The organism is Dyadobacter luticola, assembly GCF_005860805.1.
Taxonomy (GTDB): Bacteria; Bacteroidota; Bacteroidia; order Cytophagales; family Spirosomataceae; genus Dyadobacter; species Dyadobacter luticola.
Map to the genome: position 1 here is coordinate 132,157 of NZ_VCEJ01000002.1, position 17,099 is coordinate 149,255.

The following is a 17,099-nucleotide window of genomic DNA, read 5'->3' on the forward strand; positions in this document are numbered from 1 at the left end:
TGTCGCCCATTAATCTGTCTTTAAACTTTGAACCGGGTTCATCCATGCTGCTTTCACACTCCGGAAACCGACGGTAAGCAGTGCTATTAAAACAGATAAAATCCCTGCTAAAACAAACACCCACCACTGTATATCGATTTGATAAGCAAAGCTTTGCAGCCAGGTTTGCATCAGGTACCAGCCGACAGGCGCGGCAACCAGCATAGCGATGAAAACCAGTTTTAAGAAGTCAGCGGACAACAATGCCACAATGCTGGCCACCGATGCCCCGAGCACTTTCCGGACGCCAATTTCCTTCGTCCGCTGCTGCGCCGTGAATGTGGCCAGACCGAATAATCCGATGCAGGCGATCACGATGGCAATGCCCGAAAATGTGAGGAACAATGTTCCGCGGCGCTCGTCGGAGCGGTATTGCATGGCGAAGGATTGGTCAAGAAAAGCATACTCGAAAGGCTGGCCGGGGTTGATTTCCCTGAATGTTTTTTCAATGGCGGCGAGAGTTTGGGGCATATTTTGCTGCGAAACGCGGATCAGCATATTATCGGCATCCCTGCTCCGCAGCATCAGCGCCAGCGGCTCGATCTGGTTGTGAAGCGAGCGGAGGTGAAAATCGTTGATGACGCCCGTGATAGGAACCTTCCGCGTATCGATCTCAATCAGCCCTTCATGGATACTTTTCCAGCCGAGCCGCGCCAGCATTGCCTTGTTCACCAGCACCGCGTCGGTCGAGTCATTATCCAGGTTCGCGGAAAAATCGCGGCCCTCTTTTAGCTGCATTTGCAATACCTGCACAAAATCCTGGTCCACATGAAAGTATTCGGCGCTCACCGGCACTTCCTGGCCTTTTGAATAAAAAGAAAATGTACTCTTGTTGTTAAGCTCTCCGCCAATCGTTCCGTCCATGAGGCTAATGTGCTGGATCTGTGCGTTTTGTAATAATTGATTTTTCAAAACCTTCGCGAATTGCTGTGCCGAAGGCGACCGAAGCGGAACATTGATTACCTGCTGCTGGTTAAAACCGAGCGCTTTGTGGGTCATGTATTGCAACTGCTGGTAAACCACGATGGTACCGATGATCATCACCATTGAAATAGAGAACTGCAAGACTACCAGTGATTTCCGCAAAAATGCACCCTGCGTCTTTGACCCCGCAGAACCTTTGAGTACTACCGCCGGATTGTATTTTGAGAGAATAAATGCAGGATACAAACCGCTGGCCAGACCGACGATGCACGTCAGTATCATAAAAATGCCGACTGTTTTGAAGCTCAATAAGTTGACTTCCAGTTTTTCGTCCGCGATGGTATTGAAAAGCGGCAGTAAAATTTCGAGTAATAACACACTCGCAGCCATAGCCAGCGCGGATACCAGCATACTTTCTGCCAGAAACTGCGCGATCAGCTGCCTTTTTTGAGAACCTACCGCTTTGCGGACACCAATTTCACGCGCCCGGCCGGTAGCGCGGGCAGTAGCAAGGTTGATATAGTTTACGATCGCGATCAGCAGAATAAAAAATGCAATCGCCGATATCGTATATACGTAGCGCATCGTGCTGCCATTTTCTTCACCCAGCAAATGCGCCGATTTCAGGTGAATGTCGTGAAGCGGCTGAAATGAGATTTTAAAAACCACTTTGTTATTACCCTCATCACCAATGCTTTTGGCAATATATTTTTTGTAAAAAGCCGGCATTTTATTGCTGAGCTTTTGCACAGTGCCAGGGTCGTTTAAAAGCAGGTAAGTAAGGGTGTTGAAATTGCCCCAGTTGTCGGCCGTGACGCGATTCACCTGGTAATTAAAATAGGGTAGGACCGCATCGAATTTTAAATGATGGTTTCCCGGCAACTCACGGATAACGCCCGCAACAACAAAAGGCATGTTGTCTTTGACAAGAACCGTTTTTCCGACCAGACCGGCCGTTTTTCCAAATAAAGTATGCGCCAGGTTTTCGGTCAAAACCACCTTGTTTGGACTATTCAGCGCGGTTTTAGCATTGCCTTCGACAAAATTGTAATCGAAAAAAGTGAAGAGCGTGGAATCGGCGAAAATCATTTTTTTGACATTGATGGCATTGTCACCATTTCGGAAAACCTGGCTGCCGGTTTTTACACGCAATGTGCTTTGGATTTCAGGATACTCGCGCTGCAATGTCGGCCCGAAAGGAGCGGAGGCAGTTGCCATATTGTACTGATTGCCAGACCATTTAATGTCGAGATTGAGCCGGTAAATTTTATCGGCCTGGCGGTGATAACCGTCAAAACTAAGTTCGTCCTGCACATATAGACCCAGCACGAGCGCGCAGGTCAGGCCGCAGGACAAGCCGGCGAGGATCAGTAAACTGTACGTTTTGCTTCTCAGCAGGCTCCGCCACGCGATTTTAAAGTAGTTTTTCAGCATGATTCGTCAGGTTTGCGCTCTTTGTTTCAAGATAAATAAATTATCATGCCGACGAAAATATTACCTTTAATCTACTGATTTTAAGATGTTTGTATTAAAATGCATGTACGAAACCGAACAGCTGCGTCCGGTTAATTTTTTCTGATCCGGTCATTTTCATCTTTGGAAGTTCAGTGAGATGATCCAATTCAAAAAACATGCTTCCCCGTTTCAAAAAAGGGCATTTTACAATTGAATTTGTAACCTGGCATCGATATATTTGCTCGTGCCGCGAACTCGAAACTGATCTTCAACGGACTGCATGAATGCATTAACCCACTTTCGTAAAGAAATCAAAGCATACTTCCCAGAATCCTCGGAGCTGATACTTTCCGAGAGCTTTGCTACGCATCCGAGGTTCAATTTTTATTTTGAAATAAAACCCGGAGAACGTTTCCTGCTCTATCTCAATTCCGACGGCGATGACCTTGGCTATACCTTGAAATGCCTGGAATTCAGGGATTCAGACGTTTTGAAAAGGCTGATCAACTCCTATCCAACCATCGGGTCCAAAGCATTCAACATTGGTCAGCCGCGCACAAGGATTTCCTTTATTTACCGGGCCGAAAATAGGATTTCCGTCACCCAAACCGGAGGAGACATTCATGATGATTTTAACTGGCACGAGATCTCCGCCAGCCACCTGCTCCAAGGCCTGGATCCGCTCATAAAAAACTGACAGGCCACATCCGGAAATGTAACCTGCCAGCTTAATATGTTCTCTTATAGTTAGTTCTTTGTAAATTGGAGCTGCTCGTTGCTTGAACTATTATCATCTTTAAGCGAAATCAGCTTGTCCGTTTTGGCTACGATCACCCAGTCGTGGTTCAATGATTCGAGGTCCTTATCCTGCACATTCAAGCCGATTTTAAACTTTGTAACCCCATCATTCTGAAACTGTTGCCAGATTCCTGACACAGCTTTGTTGTTTCCAGTCAGCTTGATCGTCCCGGAGTCAGCAAATTCAAAAGTATAGCCGCTATAATCCGCGGTTTTGTCCTCTCCGGGCTCTTTAAAAAGTGAAACTTTCCATCCCGCGCCGGGTGCCGCGGTCGAAATTTCGGGTGACTTATCATCATCATCGCTCGAACACGCGCTCAAAGTGAGCAGTGCGACACAAAAAAGCAGCAGTGACAAATAGGATTTGGCTTTCATAAACATTGTTTGGGGTGAATGTGAAGATTTAAAATCAATACGAAAAGAAGTCTGGAACGGTTGCTAGTGACTTCTCAGGATTGCGGGCAACATTTGCTACCCTTCATCATCGGTATTCATGATTTTCATCAAAAGCGCGTAGGCATTTTTTACCACCAGCCGCGTGTCCGGACGAATGCTGTCACCGCTAATTTGCTGACGTCCGCTATGCAACGCGCCGGTTGTAACTTCCTGCATTTCAAAGCTTCCCTTTGGATTTTCAGTGAAAACATAAAATTTATTTTCCCAGCGCACCACGGCTTCCTCCGGCACGGTCAGCGCGGGTTTGTTACCTACGGAAACTTCACCGTTCATAAACATCCCCGGCACCAAAGTCGGGCTGTATTTCTCAAAATGACAGTGTACCTCCGCCATCCGGTCCTGGTCGAGGTTTTTGCTGATCAAAATAATTTCGGCTTCAAACTTTTTATCCGGGTCACTATTGGTGTAGGCGATAACCTTTTGTCCGACTGACAAAGCGTTCAGATCCTTCTCGAACACGCTGAGCGCCAGGTGAATGTCACCCGGATCGACCAGCTCGAACAGCATATCTGTCGGGGAAGTGTATTTGCCTACATTCACATTCACTTTTGAAACAAAACCATTGATCGGCGATAGGATAGAGACACTTTTTGAAATATTGTCAGCCCTTAATTTGGCAGGGGAGATGCCGATTACTTCCAGTTTTTGGCCCAGCGCGCTCATCAAAATCCGCTGCGTTTCCATCTCGGATTTCGCCTGCTGCATCACTTTGTCGCTGCTGGCTTTGCTGGTATTCAGGTCGCGCTGGCGGTGGAATTCGGTTTCGGCGAGGGAGAATTTTTCTTTTGCTGTGAGGTAATCCTGCTGTAACTGAATGAATTGCATGTCTTCCAGCTCGGCCAAGACCTGACCTTTTCTGACGTGCATCCCCGGCAACATTTTGGTCGACCGCAGGTAACCGCCCAGCGGGAAGCTGAGGCTGATGGTACTTTGCGGCGGCACGTCGATTTTTCCCTGCAATTTCAAAACGCCGCTCACATTTTCCTCCGCCGGCGTCCCCACTTCTATGCCCACATTTTTCATCTGGGCCGGGTTGAAGGAAACCGTTTGTGCGGACATAGCGGTATCCGATTTTTCCTGGGTTTCAGTCGATTCCGATTTGGGTTCTGTTTTGCAGGAAGCCATGACAATCAGGCAAATGCAAACGATTTGATATGTTTTCATCCTTGTATTTTTAAAGATTATTCAGTTTCATAAATTGGATCACCGACATATTGTAGCTGTTCAGCGCGCCGATGTACTCGCTTTTGATGGTCACAGATTGATCAACCAGAATCACCCACTGCAGATAGTCGATATCCCCGGCCTGAAATTGTTCGTTGGCCGTGTTTATGATGATATCCGCATTTTTAAGTGCTTGCATTTCAAAGTATTGGAGACTTTCCTGGTATTTCCGAACCTGTTCTCCCGCACTGATCAGCTCAGCCTTAACTTGCAGCTGCACCAGGCCTGTTTGCTGGCGGCTTCTTTCCCAGTCGAGCCTGGCGGCATTGGCTCGGGCCGAGTGGGCCTTGTAAAATATCGGGACCGAAATCCCGGCATTGACATAACTGAACCGGTTTCCACTGTTGAAATACCGCTCCTGCCCATTGACCGTCTGCGGACCAATCAAACTTTGATTGTTATACCCCAAGGTAATATCCGGTAACATTCTCGACTTTTCGGTTTTCCAGCGGAACTGCGCTGCATCCTGCTCATGCTGAGCGAGTTCGACGAGTGGAAGCCGGCTCAGACTGGCTGTATCAGCAGCTGCCAGCAGATTTTGAATCTTGGAATTGCCTGGCTGGGGAATATATCTTTCTTCATCCTGAACCAGAAAATTGAATTGGTTCAAAACAATTTCAAGGTCTTTTTCAACCATGCTTAACTGATTCGTAATCTGCTGCCTGTGCGATTCTGCGGTCGTTTTTTCGAGCAAGTTTGTGGCGCCTTTTTCAAAACGCAGGTTGGATTTGGTTTCGAAAAGCCGGTAAATGCTGTCGGCGTAGGTCAGCAATTTTTTACGCTCATTTAAAACGGCGTATTCATAAAAAAGCTGCCGGATACCCGATTTGATTTCCTGCTCGGTAAGCCGCGTTTGCGCACGAGCGGCCAGGAGATTGGCTTTCAGGACGTTTTTTTGATTGGAATAGACCGCCGGAAAACTGAAAGTCTGGCTGATGCCAAACCGGTTGTCATGGTTAATGCTGTTGAACCGCCCGTAATCCGCATTCAAATTGGTTTTTGCCAGATCAAAAGCCGTGGATTGCAAAGCTTCGCGACTTTGCTCATTCAGCTTCGAAGTTTTGCCCTGAATGTTCTTTTCCAAAGCAATTTTCATTGCATCGTCCAGCTGCACAGGCGTTTGTGCGTGACTTACACTCACTATTCCGAAAATCAGGCAGGCCGCTACAACCGCTTTGCGCACTTTTACTTTGCTTTCGACCAAAAGATAAAGGGCTGGCAGAACAAACAATGTAAGTAATGTTGCGGTGATCAGTCCGCCGATCACAACCGTCGCGAGCGGACGCTGCACCTCGGCACCCGCACCGTTACTTAATGCCATCGGCAAAAAACCGAGGGAGGCTACGGCGGCGGTCATCAATACCGGGCGCAGGCGGTTTCGCGTGCCGGTCATCACGAGCTGCCAGGTATCGGTGATGATGCCTTCTTTTTTGATCCGGTTAAATTCCGAAAGCAGCACGATACCATTTAGAACAGCCACGCCGAACAACGCGATAAAGCCAACCCCGGCCGAAATGCTGAAAGGCATCCCACGCAGCGAAAGCGCAAAAACGCCTCCGATGGCCGAAAGCGGGATCGCGGTGTAAATCAGCGCACCATCTTTAACTGATGAAAATGCAAAGTATAACATAATGAAAATGAGCAGTAATGCGACAGGTACCGCGATGCTGAGTCTTGATTTTGCCTGCTGTAAATTCTCAAATGCGCCACCGTAGGTGATGCTATAACCGGCGTCAAACTTCATTTTCGCATCTACTTTTTTCTGCAATTCCTCCACGATGGACTGCACATCCCGGCCGCGGACATTGAAACCGACAATGATCCGGCGTCGCGTATTTTCACGCTGGATCTGGTTCGGGCCCTCCACTTCCTGGATGCTGGCCACCTGGTAAAGCGGGATCTGAATGCCGGACGGCGTGGAAATCAGCAGGTTTTGTACATCATCGATATTCTTGCGGCCTTCGTCACCAACGCGCACCACGAGGTCAAATTTTTTCTCACCTTCATAAATTTGGCCGGCGGCAGCTCCGGCAAAAGCAGCATTGATCGTGCGGTTGACTTCGTCGATGTTCAGGCCATATTTGGCAATTTCGCTGCGGTTAAATTCGATGACGATTTGCGGCATGCCGGTTACTTTTTCAATGTACCAGTCGGCTGTCCCCTTCACGGTTTTAGAAATCGCACCGAGTAGTTCCGCATAGCCGGCAAGCTTGTCCAGATCTTCCCCGAAAATTTTGCAAACTACATCCTGCTTTGCTCCGGTCATGAGTTCATTAAAACGCATTTGCACCGGATATTGAAAGCCCGTAGTGACGCCCGGCACCACTTCCTGGGCAGTAGCGGCCATTTTTTCAGCCATTTCAGGAAAAGTACTAGCAGTTGTCCACTCTGATTTATCTTTTAAAACAATGATCATATCGCCGCCTTCGATCGGCATCGGATCAGTAGGAATTTCTGCACTACCAATGCGGGAAACCACTTTTTCCACCTCGGGATAATCTTTTTCAAGTCTTTCCGAAATGCGGTTGATGGCGTCGATGGTCGTGCTCAAATTGGTCCCTACAAGCAATCTGGTTTCCGTAGCAAAATCGCCTTCTTCGAGCTGCGGGATAAATTCGCCGCCCATTTGCATAAACAGAAAAACCGCCACGCCGAACAGTGCAAAAGCTGCTACGACCATCGTTTTGCGGATTCTCAGTGCACGGGTCAGTAGTTTTTGATATACATTTTCAAGCCGCAGCATGATGCGGTCCGAGAAACTGGGAGCATGCGGGATTTTTTTGCTGATAAACATTGCGCTGATCATCGGCACGTAGGTCAGCGATAAAATGAATGCACCGAGGATCGCAAAAGCAACCGTCTGCGCCATGGGCTTGAACATTTTACCTTCAATGCCTGACAGGGAGAGAATTGGGAGGTAAACGATGAGGATAATGATCTGCCCGAAAACCGCTGCATTCATCATCCGTGCTGCCGAGCCGGAAACTTCTGCATCCATTTCATCCTGCGAAATCCGGTCGATGGTTGCGTATTTTTTGGAGAAATGTAAATGATGCAAAATCGCCTCCACGATAATCACCGCGCCATCGACAATCAAACCGAAATCCAGCGCGCCGAGGCTCATCAGGTTTCCGCTGACGCCGAAAGTGTTCATCATCGCAATCGCAAAAAGCATAGAAAGCGGGATCACCGACGCCACGATCAGCCCCGCCCGCAGGTTTCCCAAAAACAAAACGAGGACAATGACGACGATCAGCGCACCTTCGAGCAGGTTGTGCTCCACGGTCCCGATCGCATTGTTTACCATTTTGGTACGGTCGAGGAAAGGCTCGATAGTGAGTCCCTCGGGCAGTGTTTTCTCAATTTCGGCAATGCGGTTTTTGACATTTTTAATCACGTCGGAAGAGTTGCCGCCTTTCAGCATCATCACAATTCCGCCCGAAAGTTCACCTTTTCCGGCCATCGTCAGCGCGCCATAACGTATCGCCGAGCCGATGCGCACCTCGGCTACATGGCTGATCAGCACCGGCGTACCATTTGCCGTGTTTTTCACGACAATGTTATTGATATCATCCTTCGACCCGGCCAAACCTACACTGCGTATATAGAGCACCGACGGGCCTTTTTCAATGTAAGCACCACCCGTATTCTGGTTGTTTTTGCTCAAAGCCGTAAACACATCGCTGATCGAAAGTCCGAGCGATTTCAGGCTGGCGGGATTGACGGCCACCTCATATTGTTTGAGATCGCCGCCGAAAGTGGAAACATCGGCAACGCCCGGGGTTCCCAGGAGCTGGCGGCGTACGATCCAGTCCTGCGTGGTGCGGAGATCGGCGAGGGAATATTTCTTTTCAAAGCCATCTTTGGGCTTGATCACGTATTGATAAATCTCTCCGAGACCGGTCGTAACCGGCGCCAGCTCAGGTGTATTGGCATTTTCATTGATCTGCACTTGCGAAAGCCGCTCGGTAACCTGCTGCCTTGCCCAGTACACATCGGAGCCGTCATCAAAAACAATGGTAATGAGCGAGAGTCCGAACCGCGACATGCTGCGACTTTCTTTCAGGCCTGGTATGTTGCTGATAGCCTGCTCGATAGGAAATGTAATGAGGCGTTCAACATCTTCGGCACCGAGTGCTGGCGCGGTCGTGATCACCTGGACCTGGTTATTGGTAATGTCGGGGACGGCGTCGATGGGAAGTTGCGTCACTTCATAAATACCGTAGATGATCCACAGCAACATGAAAATGCCCACAACCAGTTTGTTCCTGACGGAGAACTGAATGATTTTATTAAGCATAACGAGTTCATAAATAAATACATAGCAAAAAGGATTATGCTTGCACAGGATTGCGCAGGCATGGTTTTGCCAGGGCGGAATGCGCCGGCTGTATGTAGTTATTTAAGCTCGCGGAGGGCGAAAAAGAGCACCTAATGATGCATTGTAATGCACCTGCGGCTCGTCGGGGCCGTAGTCAGCCCGGATAGGCCAATCGGGATTTTTGAAGGTAAAAGAAGTGGCAAAAGGTACAAAAAGGAAGCTGGTATGCTGTATTTCAAACTTTTTGAAGGGAAGCTGCATGTCCTTTTCATCGTCGTCATCATTGAGATCGTCGCCCCAATAATGCATGGAAAGGAAATCCATAAAGCTGATTTCGTGGTTTAATGCTTTATGTTCTACGAAATGTGTTATCAGTGAAGGTACTTTCAGAACCTGATACAGGGAAGTAGTATCAAGTATGACGATGGTCAAGAGGATATGTAGTATAAACCTTTTCACGATTGCGAAGGTACGGGCTGAGGCGCATCTTTGCAAAAGGATTTAAAAAACACAAAAATTCTCAATTAATTATCCGGATAATTAAAAAATTAATGGGTTTTGTGGCTCCGTTAATCATTTATTAACCATTTCTTAATACGCCCCGTCTTTCTTTGACACATGGTTAGGCCGACCAAAATGTAACGCGTTAAACTTGGATTTGAATTATGGAAAGAGGCAGCAGACAGCTTTTCGCAGGAAAGGCCGGCAGAGAGGGTTTGTACTTGAACTTAAAAAGATGATATGGAAAATCGACCTTTATTAAAACGGAAAGACTCCGGGAGCTTTCGGAAGATGCATTGGATCGGGACCTTATGGTGCCTGATGTTATTACTCGGTAACATGGCTTCTGCCCAGAATGCCGGGCAAGAAGCGGCTATCTCCGGCGACGTGCGCGATGAGAAAAATCTGGCTATTCCCGGCGCCAGCATTGTTTTGCAGGGAACCACAAAAGGTACTACCACGGATGTCGACGGGAAATTTTCCATGTCGGTTCCGTCATCGGGTTCTGTGCTTATTGTCAGTTTTTTGGGCTACAAGCGGCAGGAAATTACGGTAGGGAGCCGCACCAGCTTCGACATTAAGCTGGAACTGAGCACCGACGAGCTGAATGAAGTGGTGGTAGTGGGTTACGGTACCCAGCGCAAGCAGACATTGACCGGTGCCATTTCCAACATTGTTTCGGAGCAGATCAAAACGACCACGCATACCAGCCTGGCGCAAAGTCTGCAGGGAAAAGTAGCCGGCGTGCAGATCCGCCAGAATTCCGGCGAGCCAGGGTCGTTCAGTACGAACATCAACATTCGCGGATTTGGCGAGCCGCTTTATGTGGTCGACGGGATTGCGCGGGACGGTGGCTATGAATTTCAGAAGATCAACCCGGACGACATTGAGAGTATTTCGGTTTTGAAAGACGCCTCGGCCGCAATCTTCGGGATCCGCGCCGGAAATGGGGTGGTGATTGTCACGACTAAAAAAGGCAAGCAGGGCAAGCCGCAGTTTAGCTACAATGCAGTGTACGGCCGCCAGAGCCCTACGGATGTCCCGAAAATGACGTCGGCATTGCAGTGGGCTGAAATGCGGAATGATGCGGCGAAAAACCTGGGTGAAAATCCGGTGTACTCGCCAGAGGAAATTGAGAAGTTCAGGACTGGCGCGCCGGGCTACCAGGGAACGGATTGGTATAAAGAGGTATTGAACAAATCGGCATCCCAGCAGCAGCATTTTATCTCGGCGTCGGGCGCAGAGGGCGCAACCTCGTATTTCGCAAGTTTTGGCTATCAGAAAGAAAACGGTTTGCTGAAAAGCAACGATATGGGCTATCAGAAGTACACTTTCCGTACCAATGTTGGCATCGACCTGCATAAGAATCTGCACGCCGACATTATCCTCTCAGGACTTTTCGACAAGCGGACGCAGCCCGGCGATAATTTTTTCAATGTTTTCAAAGGTACCCGCGTTGCGCTGGCCACCGAGCGGCCTTATGCCAATGATAACCCCAAATACCCGGCACTGTTGAGCGGAGGCTACAATCCGGTGGCGCTCGCAAATGGTGACCTGACAGGCTATTCAGAGGATGTGAACAAGTTTTTCCAATCCACTTTTGCACTGACTTACACGGTGCCTTTTGTGCCGGGACTGCGGATCAAAGGCCAGGTAGGGTATGACAGCAACAATTATCGCAACAAGTCGCTCTCAAAAAGCTATAACCTTTACACCTATGATGCCGCGACGGACAAATACACGGCGCATACGCAGCGAAACCCCTCACGGATCAGCAACAATTTCTCCGACAATAACCGGGTAACATTTCAGGGGCAGCTTTTTTACAATAAGGTGATTGCTAAAAATCACAACATCGGCGCCACGCTGGTATACGAGCAGCAGGAATCGAAAAACCGCTGGGCTGGACTGGGCAGGGAATATGCTTTCTACACCAATGACCAGATTGATCAGGCTGGCCTGAATAACCAGACGACGAGCGGATCGGAAAGCGAATATGCCAGCCAATCATACGTAGGGCGGTTGAATTATGATTTTAAAGAAAAATACCTGCTGGAAGTAGCTGCCCGCTACGATGGCTCCTACCGCTACCATCCCGACCGTCGCTGGGGACTTTTCCCCGTGGTGTCTGCTGGCTGGCGGGTTTCGGAAGAGGAATTTATGAAGCGGATCCCTTTTATTTCAATGCTGAAACTGAGAGGTTCGTACGGTTTGGTAGGAGCGGATGCAGGTGCGCCTTTCCAGTATGTGCCAGGTTTCTCGCTGACTGGCGGGGGAGGGTATGAGTTTACCAATGGAAATTATACCACAGGGGCTGCTTCTCCGGCGATCGTGAATGAAAACCTGACCTGGTTCAAGTCTAACATTCAGGACGTAGGTATCGATGTGGGACTTTGGGATAATAAGATTGACCTCACATTTGACATTTACCAGCGTGACCGGAAAGGATTGCTGGCGCGCAGGAATGTTTCCTTGCCCAACACCTTCGGCGGAACATTGCCCGAGGAAAACCTGAACAGCGACAGGGTACGTGGGATTGAATTTTCAGCCGGTTACAGCGGCCAGATCCGCGATTTTAAATATGGCATTTCAGGAAACTTCAACTACGCCCGCACCATGAACCGGTATGTAGAGCGGGGCGATTTCCTGAGCAGTATGGACAGGTGGCGCAATGGTGCTGCCAACCGCTGGAATGATGTGGTGTGGGCTTACCAGCTCGAAGGCCAGTTCCAGAATAAGGACGAGGTGATCTACGCGCCGATCCAAAATGGCGATCTCGGCAACACCCGTGAACTTCCAGGCGACTTCCGCTACAAGGATGTGGACGGAAACGGTGTGATAGATGGGAATGATGCTACCCCGCTTTTCTTCGGTGGCGATCCGAAAATGTACTACGGTGTCACGCTCAATGCATCCTGGAAAAACTTTGACTTTACAGCTTTGTTCCAGGGTTCGGGAAAATATAGCGTGCGTTTCCGTGAGGTATATGCCGAGGTATTTGCGTTCCGCGGAAACACACCTGAATATTTTTACGACAGATGGCATCTGTCAGATGATGACCAGTGGATTCCGGGTAAATGGCCGGCTTCCCGCTTCAACTACAATGTGGGTGCGATGTATGCCGAAAGTTCTGCCTGGCGGAAAGATGCTTCATATCTCCGCTTCAAAAGTGCGCAGCTGGGTTACACGGTTAAACTTGGCTGGCTGAAAAAAATCGGCATTCAGGATGTGCGGCTCTATGCCAACGCCCACAACATTTTCACCTGGGCCGACCCTTTTGTAAAACCTTTTGACCCGGAAAAAATTGAAGGATTGTTTGGTGCAGGGCTGACTTACCCGGTCACGAGGAGCTACAATTTTGGTATCAATGTTAAATTTTAATTGCTGCGAAAAATGAAATGGATTAAAAATACCGTACTGCTGCTCACATTCTTTTTCGCGATAAGCTGCGGGAATGTGCTTGACAAGCAGCCACTTGATAAATTGCAGGGCGAAAATCTTTTTTCCGATCCGGAGGGCGTGAAGCTGTACATGGCCAACCTGTACTACCAGCTGCCGATCGAGGATTTTACCTATTTCAGACAGGGTTTCAACTGGAATACCGGCGACCCCAATAATGGTGGGTTTGCGCCAGCCATGGTCACCGACGAGGCGGTGCATACCGAGTTTGGCGATTTTATCGGCGACGGTGATTTTCAATGGTGGGACCAGGGCTACAAGCTGATACGGGATACCAATATCCTGATCGACATTATCCCGACACTGGATGTCACCGACGAGGAAAACAAGGCGCTGGTGGGTGAGAGTGCATTTATTCGTGCATTCGCCTATTTTGCCCTCGTAAAAAGATATGGCGGAGTGCCCCTGATCACCTCGGTGCAAAAATACGAAGGCAATGTGGACGCTTTGAAAGTGCCGCGGAGCACCGAAAAAGAAACCTGGGATTTCGTGATGAAGGAATGCGATATTGCCATTGCCAACCTTTCAGATTCCTGGCCGGGCGGCGAAAGACGGGCTACGAAATGGGTGGCTTACGCTTTAAAATCGCGCGCAGCACTCCACGCCGCTTCCCTCGCCAAATATGGTGACCGCTCCCCGATTTCTGGTACGGCCGTCGATCAGAAACTCGTAGGACTGGATAAATCGGCTGCTGCTGAGTACTACAAAGCGGCGATCGACGCCTCCGAGGCGATCATCGCCTCAGGAAAATTTGCATTGTACAAGCCTGCTCCTGCCACACCGGAAGAGGCTGCTAATAATTACCGCCTGCTTTTCGAAGATCCGAACAATGCGCCGGAGGAAGTGATTTTTATCAAAGGCTATGCAAGACCAGGTTCCGGTACCGGCCACAATTACGGTATCTGGTACCAGCCCAACCAAACCGCGAACGGCTGGCCGCACCCGGGACGCATGAACCCGACGCTGGAACTGATGGACACTTACGAAAGCTACGACAAGCCCGGCGTCAGCTCGCCGGTAGTCACGACTGTGGCGGGCAATGATATTACCGACTACAACGGTTTCAATGCGGGCAAACAGTACAAGCGTTTTGATGAAGCCAATGATATTTTCAAAGGGAAAGATGCCAGGATGTGGGCCACGATGATTTTGCCGGGTACAAGCTGGAAAGGCCAGAAAATTGTTATTCAGGCTGGTTTCGTCAAACCCGACGGCAGCGCGCAGATCATGGGCGGCGATCCGTTCACATTGGCTGGAAAAACCTACTACACCTATGGCTCAGCGGACCGGACGCAGTATTCGGGTTTTGATACCTGGGGCGGGAACAACACGCGGACGGGCGTCAGTTTCAAGAAGTTTTTGAATGAGGGTGTTAACATTGCTCCGGGATGGAACCAGACCACGACCGATTTCGCGGAGTTCCGCTATGCCGAAGTCCTGCTCAATTATGCAGAAGCAATCGTCGAAAGTGGTACCGGCGACAAGGTGAAAGGTGCTAAGGCGCTGAATGATATCCGTCACCGCGCAGCCCATAAAACAGACATTCCGCTGACGATCGACAATGTGATCCGTGAAAGAAGGGTAGAGCTGGCGTTTGAAAACAAGCGTTTCTGGGACCTGATTAGAAGACGTGAATACCACACGGTTTTCAACAATACCATGCGACACGCCATCCTTCCCGTGCTGGACTTGCGGGTAACCCCGGCGAAGTACATTTTTATCCGTACCAACGTCGCCAGAAGCAACCCGTCTACCTTCGACTACAAACAATATTACAGAGCAATCCCGGGAATAGGGGCCAACGGACTTGTGCAGAATCCGCAGTATTGAGAAGCTGTTGCCTAAAACAATCAATGATCATGAAAAAAACAAAAACATACATTTCTGCGCTGCTGGTGGCATTTTTGGCTTCGGCTTGCAGCATCGACAATTATCCGGCACCGGATGCGCAACTTTACGGGACGTTCCTGGATAGTGAAACCAATGAGCCGGTTGAACAGGACATTATCCGCGGGAGCCAGATCGAGTTTATCGAGCATGGCTATTCCTCGGAAACCAAGCAGACGATGCTTGTGAAAAACGATGGTACATACCGGAATAACCTCATTTTTTCAAACACTTATACTATCACGCCGGTACGCGGAAATTTCGTTCCGCTGACACCGCAGGAAGTGACGGTCAAAGGAGAGACGCAGCTCGATTTCAAGGTGCAGCCTTACATTCGTTTAAAGGACGTGAAAATTGAAAAGGTCGGCAGCAAGGTGGTGGCAACATTCAAACTGCAGCAGACTGTAATCAATAACGTACGGAAAATAGGTCTTTACGTCCACCCTGAACCATCAGTAGGCGAGCCTATGCGCACGGCCCTGGCAGAGCAGGAAATTAATGCGGCGACGGACCCGAATAAGGTATACAAGCTGGAACTGGATGTAGCAGCAAACAGCAATGTGCTGAAAGCCGGCAATCAATACTTTTTCCGCGCGGGAGCCATTATAGACGCGCCAGAGTCCAAATTCAACTATGCCAAAGCCGTAAGGCTCGGACTCTAACTCAGAACCACAAGCCAGCGGCCTTTTTTTGTCATTGAATCAAATGCTTAACTATGAGACTACTACACCTCTTTTTACTCTTACCTTTTCTTTCTTTCAGCTGCCGTGGGGCGGATGATGATGATAAAAAGCCGATTGAACCGAAACCCGTTGAAGAAGTGAAATATGACGAAACCGGTGTGCTTTTCAAGAGCTATAAAGGGCTTGTGATGGCGGGTTACCAGGGTTGGTTTACCGCTGAGGGCGATGGTGCGGGTCGTGGCTGGCATCATTATCAGAAAAACGGAAAGTTTGAGCCAGGTTTTACTTCGATTGATTTCTGGCCGGATGTGACCGAGTATTCCAAAACCTACAATACCGCATTTAAATACGCTGACGGCACAGCCGCCAAAGTATATAGTCCGTATGACGAGGAAAGTGTGGACCTGCATTTTAAATGGATGCAGGAGCACGATATCGACGGCGTTTACATGCAGCGTTTTGTGGGGGAGGTGAAAGGTGAAAGCGGTAAAAAGCACTTTAACAAGGTGCTTGCCAATGCTTTGAAGGCTTCCAAAAAATATGGCCGCGCGATCAGCATCATGTACGATCTGAGCGGATCGGCTTCGGCGGATATGGATTTTATTGTAAAAGATTGGGAGGAACTGCAAAAGCAATTTTTACTTTTTGACAACAAGGAATATCCGCAATACCTCCGGCACAACGGCCGGCCGCTCCTCGCCATCTGGGGCGTAGGCTTCAATGATGGCCGGAAATACACGATCGCCGACATTCAGAAACTGGTAGAAAAATTAAAAGGCCCGACGAAAAAAGCTTCCATACTACTGGGTGTGCCGTATTACTGGCGGACTCTTGGTAATGACACGGAAAATTCGCAGCTGCTTCACACCGTGATCAAAAGCGCCGACGTAATTATGCCTTGGGCTGTGGGTAGGTACAATGCGTCGAGCTATACCGACATTGCGGGGACACATTTGCCGGCGGACATTGCCTGGTGCAAGACTAATAACATTGACTACGCGCCGCTCGTCTTCCCGGGTTTCAGCTGGGGAAACCTGAAAAACGATAAATCACTTTACAATCAAATCCCGCGCGGCAAAGGCGATTTTCTCTGGCAGCAGGTAGCCGGCGCTAAATTGTCGGGTGCGGAGGCATTGTATGTCGCTATGTTTGACGAGGTGGATGAGGGTACTGCGATTTTTAAAACCAAAAAAGAAGGCGAAACACCGCTCAATGCCGATGGCAAATTTGTCGGCATCGAGCCGGATCTTCCCTCTGATCATTACCTCTGGCTCACCGGACAAGCGGCCAGATGGTTCCACGGCGAAAGCGGCTTTACGGCCCAGCGGCCCGTGCGAAAGTAACAGGCGCAG

10 protein-coding genes are annotated in these 17,099 nt (G+C 49.1%); 5 read left to right on the forward strand and 5 right to left on the reverse strand.

Annotated elements, in window-relative coordinates:
• Positions 1-9: 9 nt before the first annotated feature.
• Positions 10-2,397: an ABC transporter permease gene (locus tag FEN17_RS00545; RefSeq protein WP_138363373.1), complete on the reverse strand. Its 2,388-nt coding sequence runs from the start codon at positions 2,395-2,397 to the stop codon at positions 10-12.
• A 301-nt stretch (positions 2,398-2,698) separates the two neighbouring features.
• On the opposite strand from FEN17_RS00545, the gene FEN17_RS00550 reads away from it, so the two are divergent.
• Positions 2,699-3,115 (forward strand): hypothetical protein, encoded by a 417-nt coding sequence (locus tag FEN17_RS00550; protein WP_138363374.1) that lies wholly within the window; start codon positions 2,699-2,701, stop codon positions 3,113-3,115.
• 50 nt (positions 3,116-3,165) lie between these two features.
• Here the strand turns inward: FEN17_RS00550 and FEN17_RS00555 are convergent, their stop codons facing one another.
• The 4 genes from FEN17_RS00555 to FEN17_RS00570 all read right to left on the reverse strand — a co-directional run bounded on the left by FEN17_RS00555 (position 3,166) and on the right by FEN17_RS00570 (position 9,649).
• Positions 3,166-3,591, reverse strand: coding sequence for a hypothetical protein (locus FEN17_RS00555; protein ID WP_138363375.1), 426 nt, complete (start codon positions 3,589-3,591; stop codon positions 3,166-3,168).
• 96 nt (positions 3,592-3,687) lie between these two features.
• Positions 3,688-4,836 carry an efflux RND transporter periplasmic adaptor subunit gene (locus tag FEN17_RS00560; protein WP_138363376.1) on the reverse strand — a complete coding sequence of 383 codons (1,149 nt, stop codon included), beginning with the start codon at positions 4,834-4,836 and terminating at the stop codon, positions 3,688-3,690.
• Positions 4,837-4,846: 10 nt separating this feature from the next.
• Positions 4,847-9,196 carry a CusA/CzcA family heavy metal efflux RND transporter gene (locus FEN17_RS00565; RefSeq protein WP_138363377.1) on the reverse strand — a complete coding sequence of 1,450 codons (4,350 nt, stop codon included), beginning with the start codon at positions 9,194-9,196 and terminating at the stop codon, positions 4,847-4,849.
• Between the two features lie 102 nt (positions 9,197-9,298).
• Positions 9,299-9,649: a hypothetical protein gene (locus tag FEN17_RS00570; RefSeq protein WP_229208630.1), complete on the reverse strand. Its 351-nt coding sequence runs from the start codon at positions 9,647-9,649 to the stop codon at positions 9,299-9,301.
• 309 nt (positions 9,650-9,958) lie between these two features.
• Here FEN17_RS00570 and FEN17_RS00575 point away from each other — a divergent pair, with 309 nt between their 5' ends.
• The 4 genes from FEN17_RS00575 to FEN17_RS00590 are packed head-to-tail and all read left to right on the forward strand — an operon-like array spanning position 9,959 to position 17,090.
• Positions 9,959-13,099, forward strand: coding sequence for a SusC/RagA family TonB-linked outer membrane protein (locus FEN17_RS00575; protein ID WP_229208631.1), 3,141 nt, complete (start codon positions 9,959-9,961; stop codon positions 13,097-13,099).
• A gap of 12 nt (positions 13,100-13,111) precedes the next feature.
• The gene (locus tag FEN17_RS00580; protein ID WP_138363379.1) at positions 13,112-15,007 is read left to right on the forward strand and encodes a RagB/SusD family nutrient uptake outer membrane protein; all 1,896 of its coding nucleotides are present in this window, start codon (positions 13,112-13,114) and stop codon (positions 15,005-15,007) included.
• Between the two features lie 29 nt (positions 15,008-15,036).
• A complete protein-coding gene (locus tag FEN17_RS00585) occupies positions 15,037-15,726 on the forward strand; it encodes a DUF3823 domain-containing protein (RefSeq protein WP_138363380.1) in 690 nt (229 codons plus the stop codon).
• Between the two features lie 53 nt (positions 15,727-15,779).
• Entirely contained in the window at positions 15,780-17,090 is a 1,311-nt protein-coding gene (locus FEN17_RS00590; protein ID WP_138363381.1) for a glycoside hydrolase family 99 protein, read from the forward strand.
• Positions 17,091-17,099 lie beyond the last annotated feature (9 nt).

Bases quoted from the DNA above. Each gene is read 5' to 3' on its own strand.
- FEN17_RS00585 (WP_138363380.1), top strand. From the start codon at position 15,037: ATGAAAAAAACAAAAACATACATTTCTGCGCTGCTGGTGGCATTTTTG.
- FEN17_RS00580 (WP_138363379.1), top strand. From the start codon at position 13,112: ATGAAATGGATTAAAAATACCGTACTGCTGCTCACATTCTTTTTCGCG.
- FEN17_RS00550 (WP_138363374.1), top strand. From the start codon at position 2,699: ATGAATGCATTAACCCACTTTCGTAAAGAAATCAAAGCATACTTCCCA.
- FEN17_RS00565 (WP_138363377.1), bottom strand. From the start codon at position 9,196: ATGCTTAATAAAATCATTCAGTTCTCCGTCAGGAACAAACTGGTTGTG.
- FEN17_RS00575 (WP_229208631.1), top strand. From the start codon at position 9,959: ATGGAAAATCGACCTTTATTAAAACGGAAAGACTCCGGGAGCTTTCGG.
- FEN17_RS00545 (WP_138363373.1), bottom strand. From the start codon at position 2,397: ATGCTGAAAAACTACTTTAAAATCGCGTGGCGGAGCCTGCTGAGAAGC.
- FEN17_RS00555 (WP_138363375.1), bottom strand. From the start codon at position 3,591: ATGAAAGCCAAATCCTATTTGTCACTGCTGCTTTTTTGTGTCGCACTG.
- FEN17_RS00560 (WP_138363376.1), bottom strand. From the start codon at position 4,836: ATGAAAACATATCAAATCGTTTGCATTTGCCTGATTGTCATGGCTTCC.
- FEN17_RS00590 (WP_138363381.1), top strand. From the start codon at position 15,780: ATGAGACTACTACACCTCTTTTTACTCTTACCTTTTCTTTCTTTCAGC.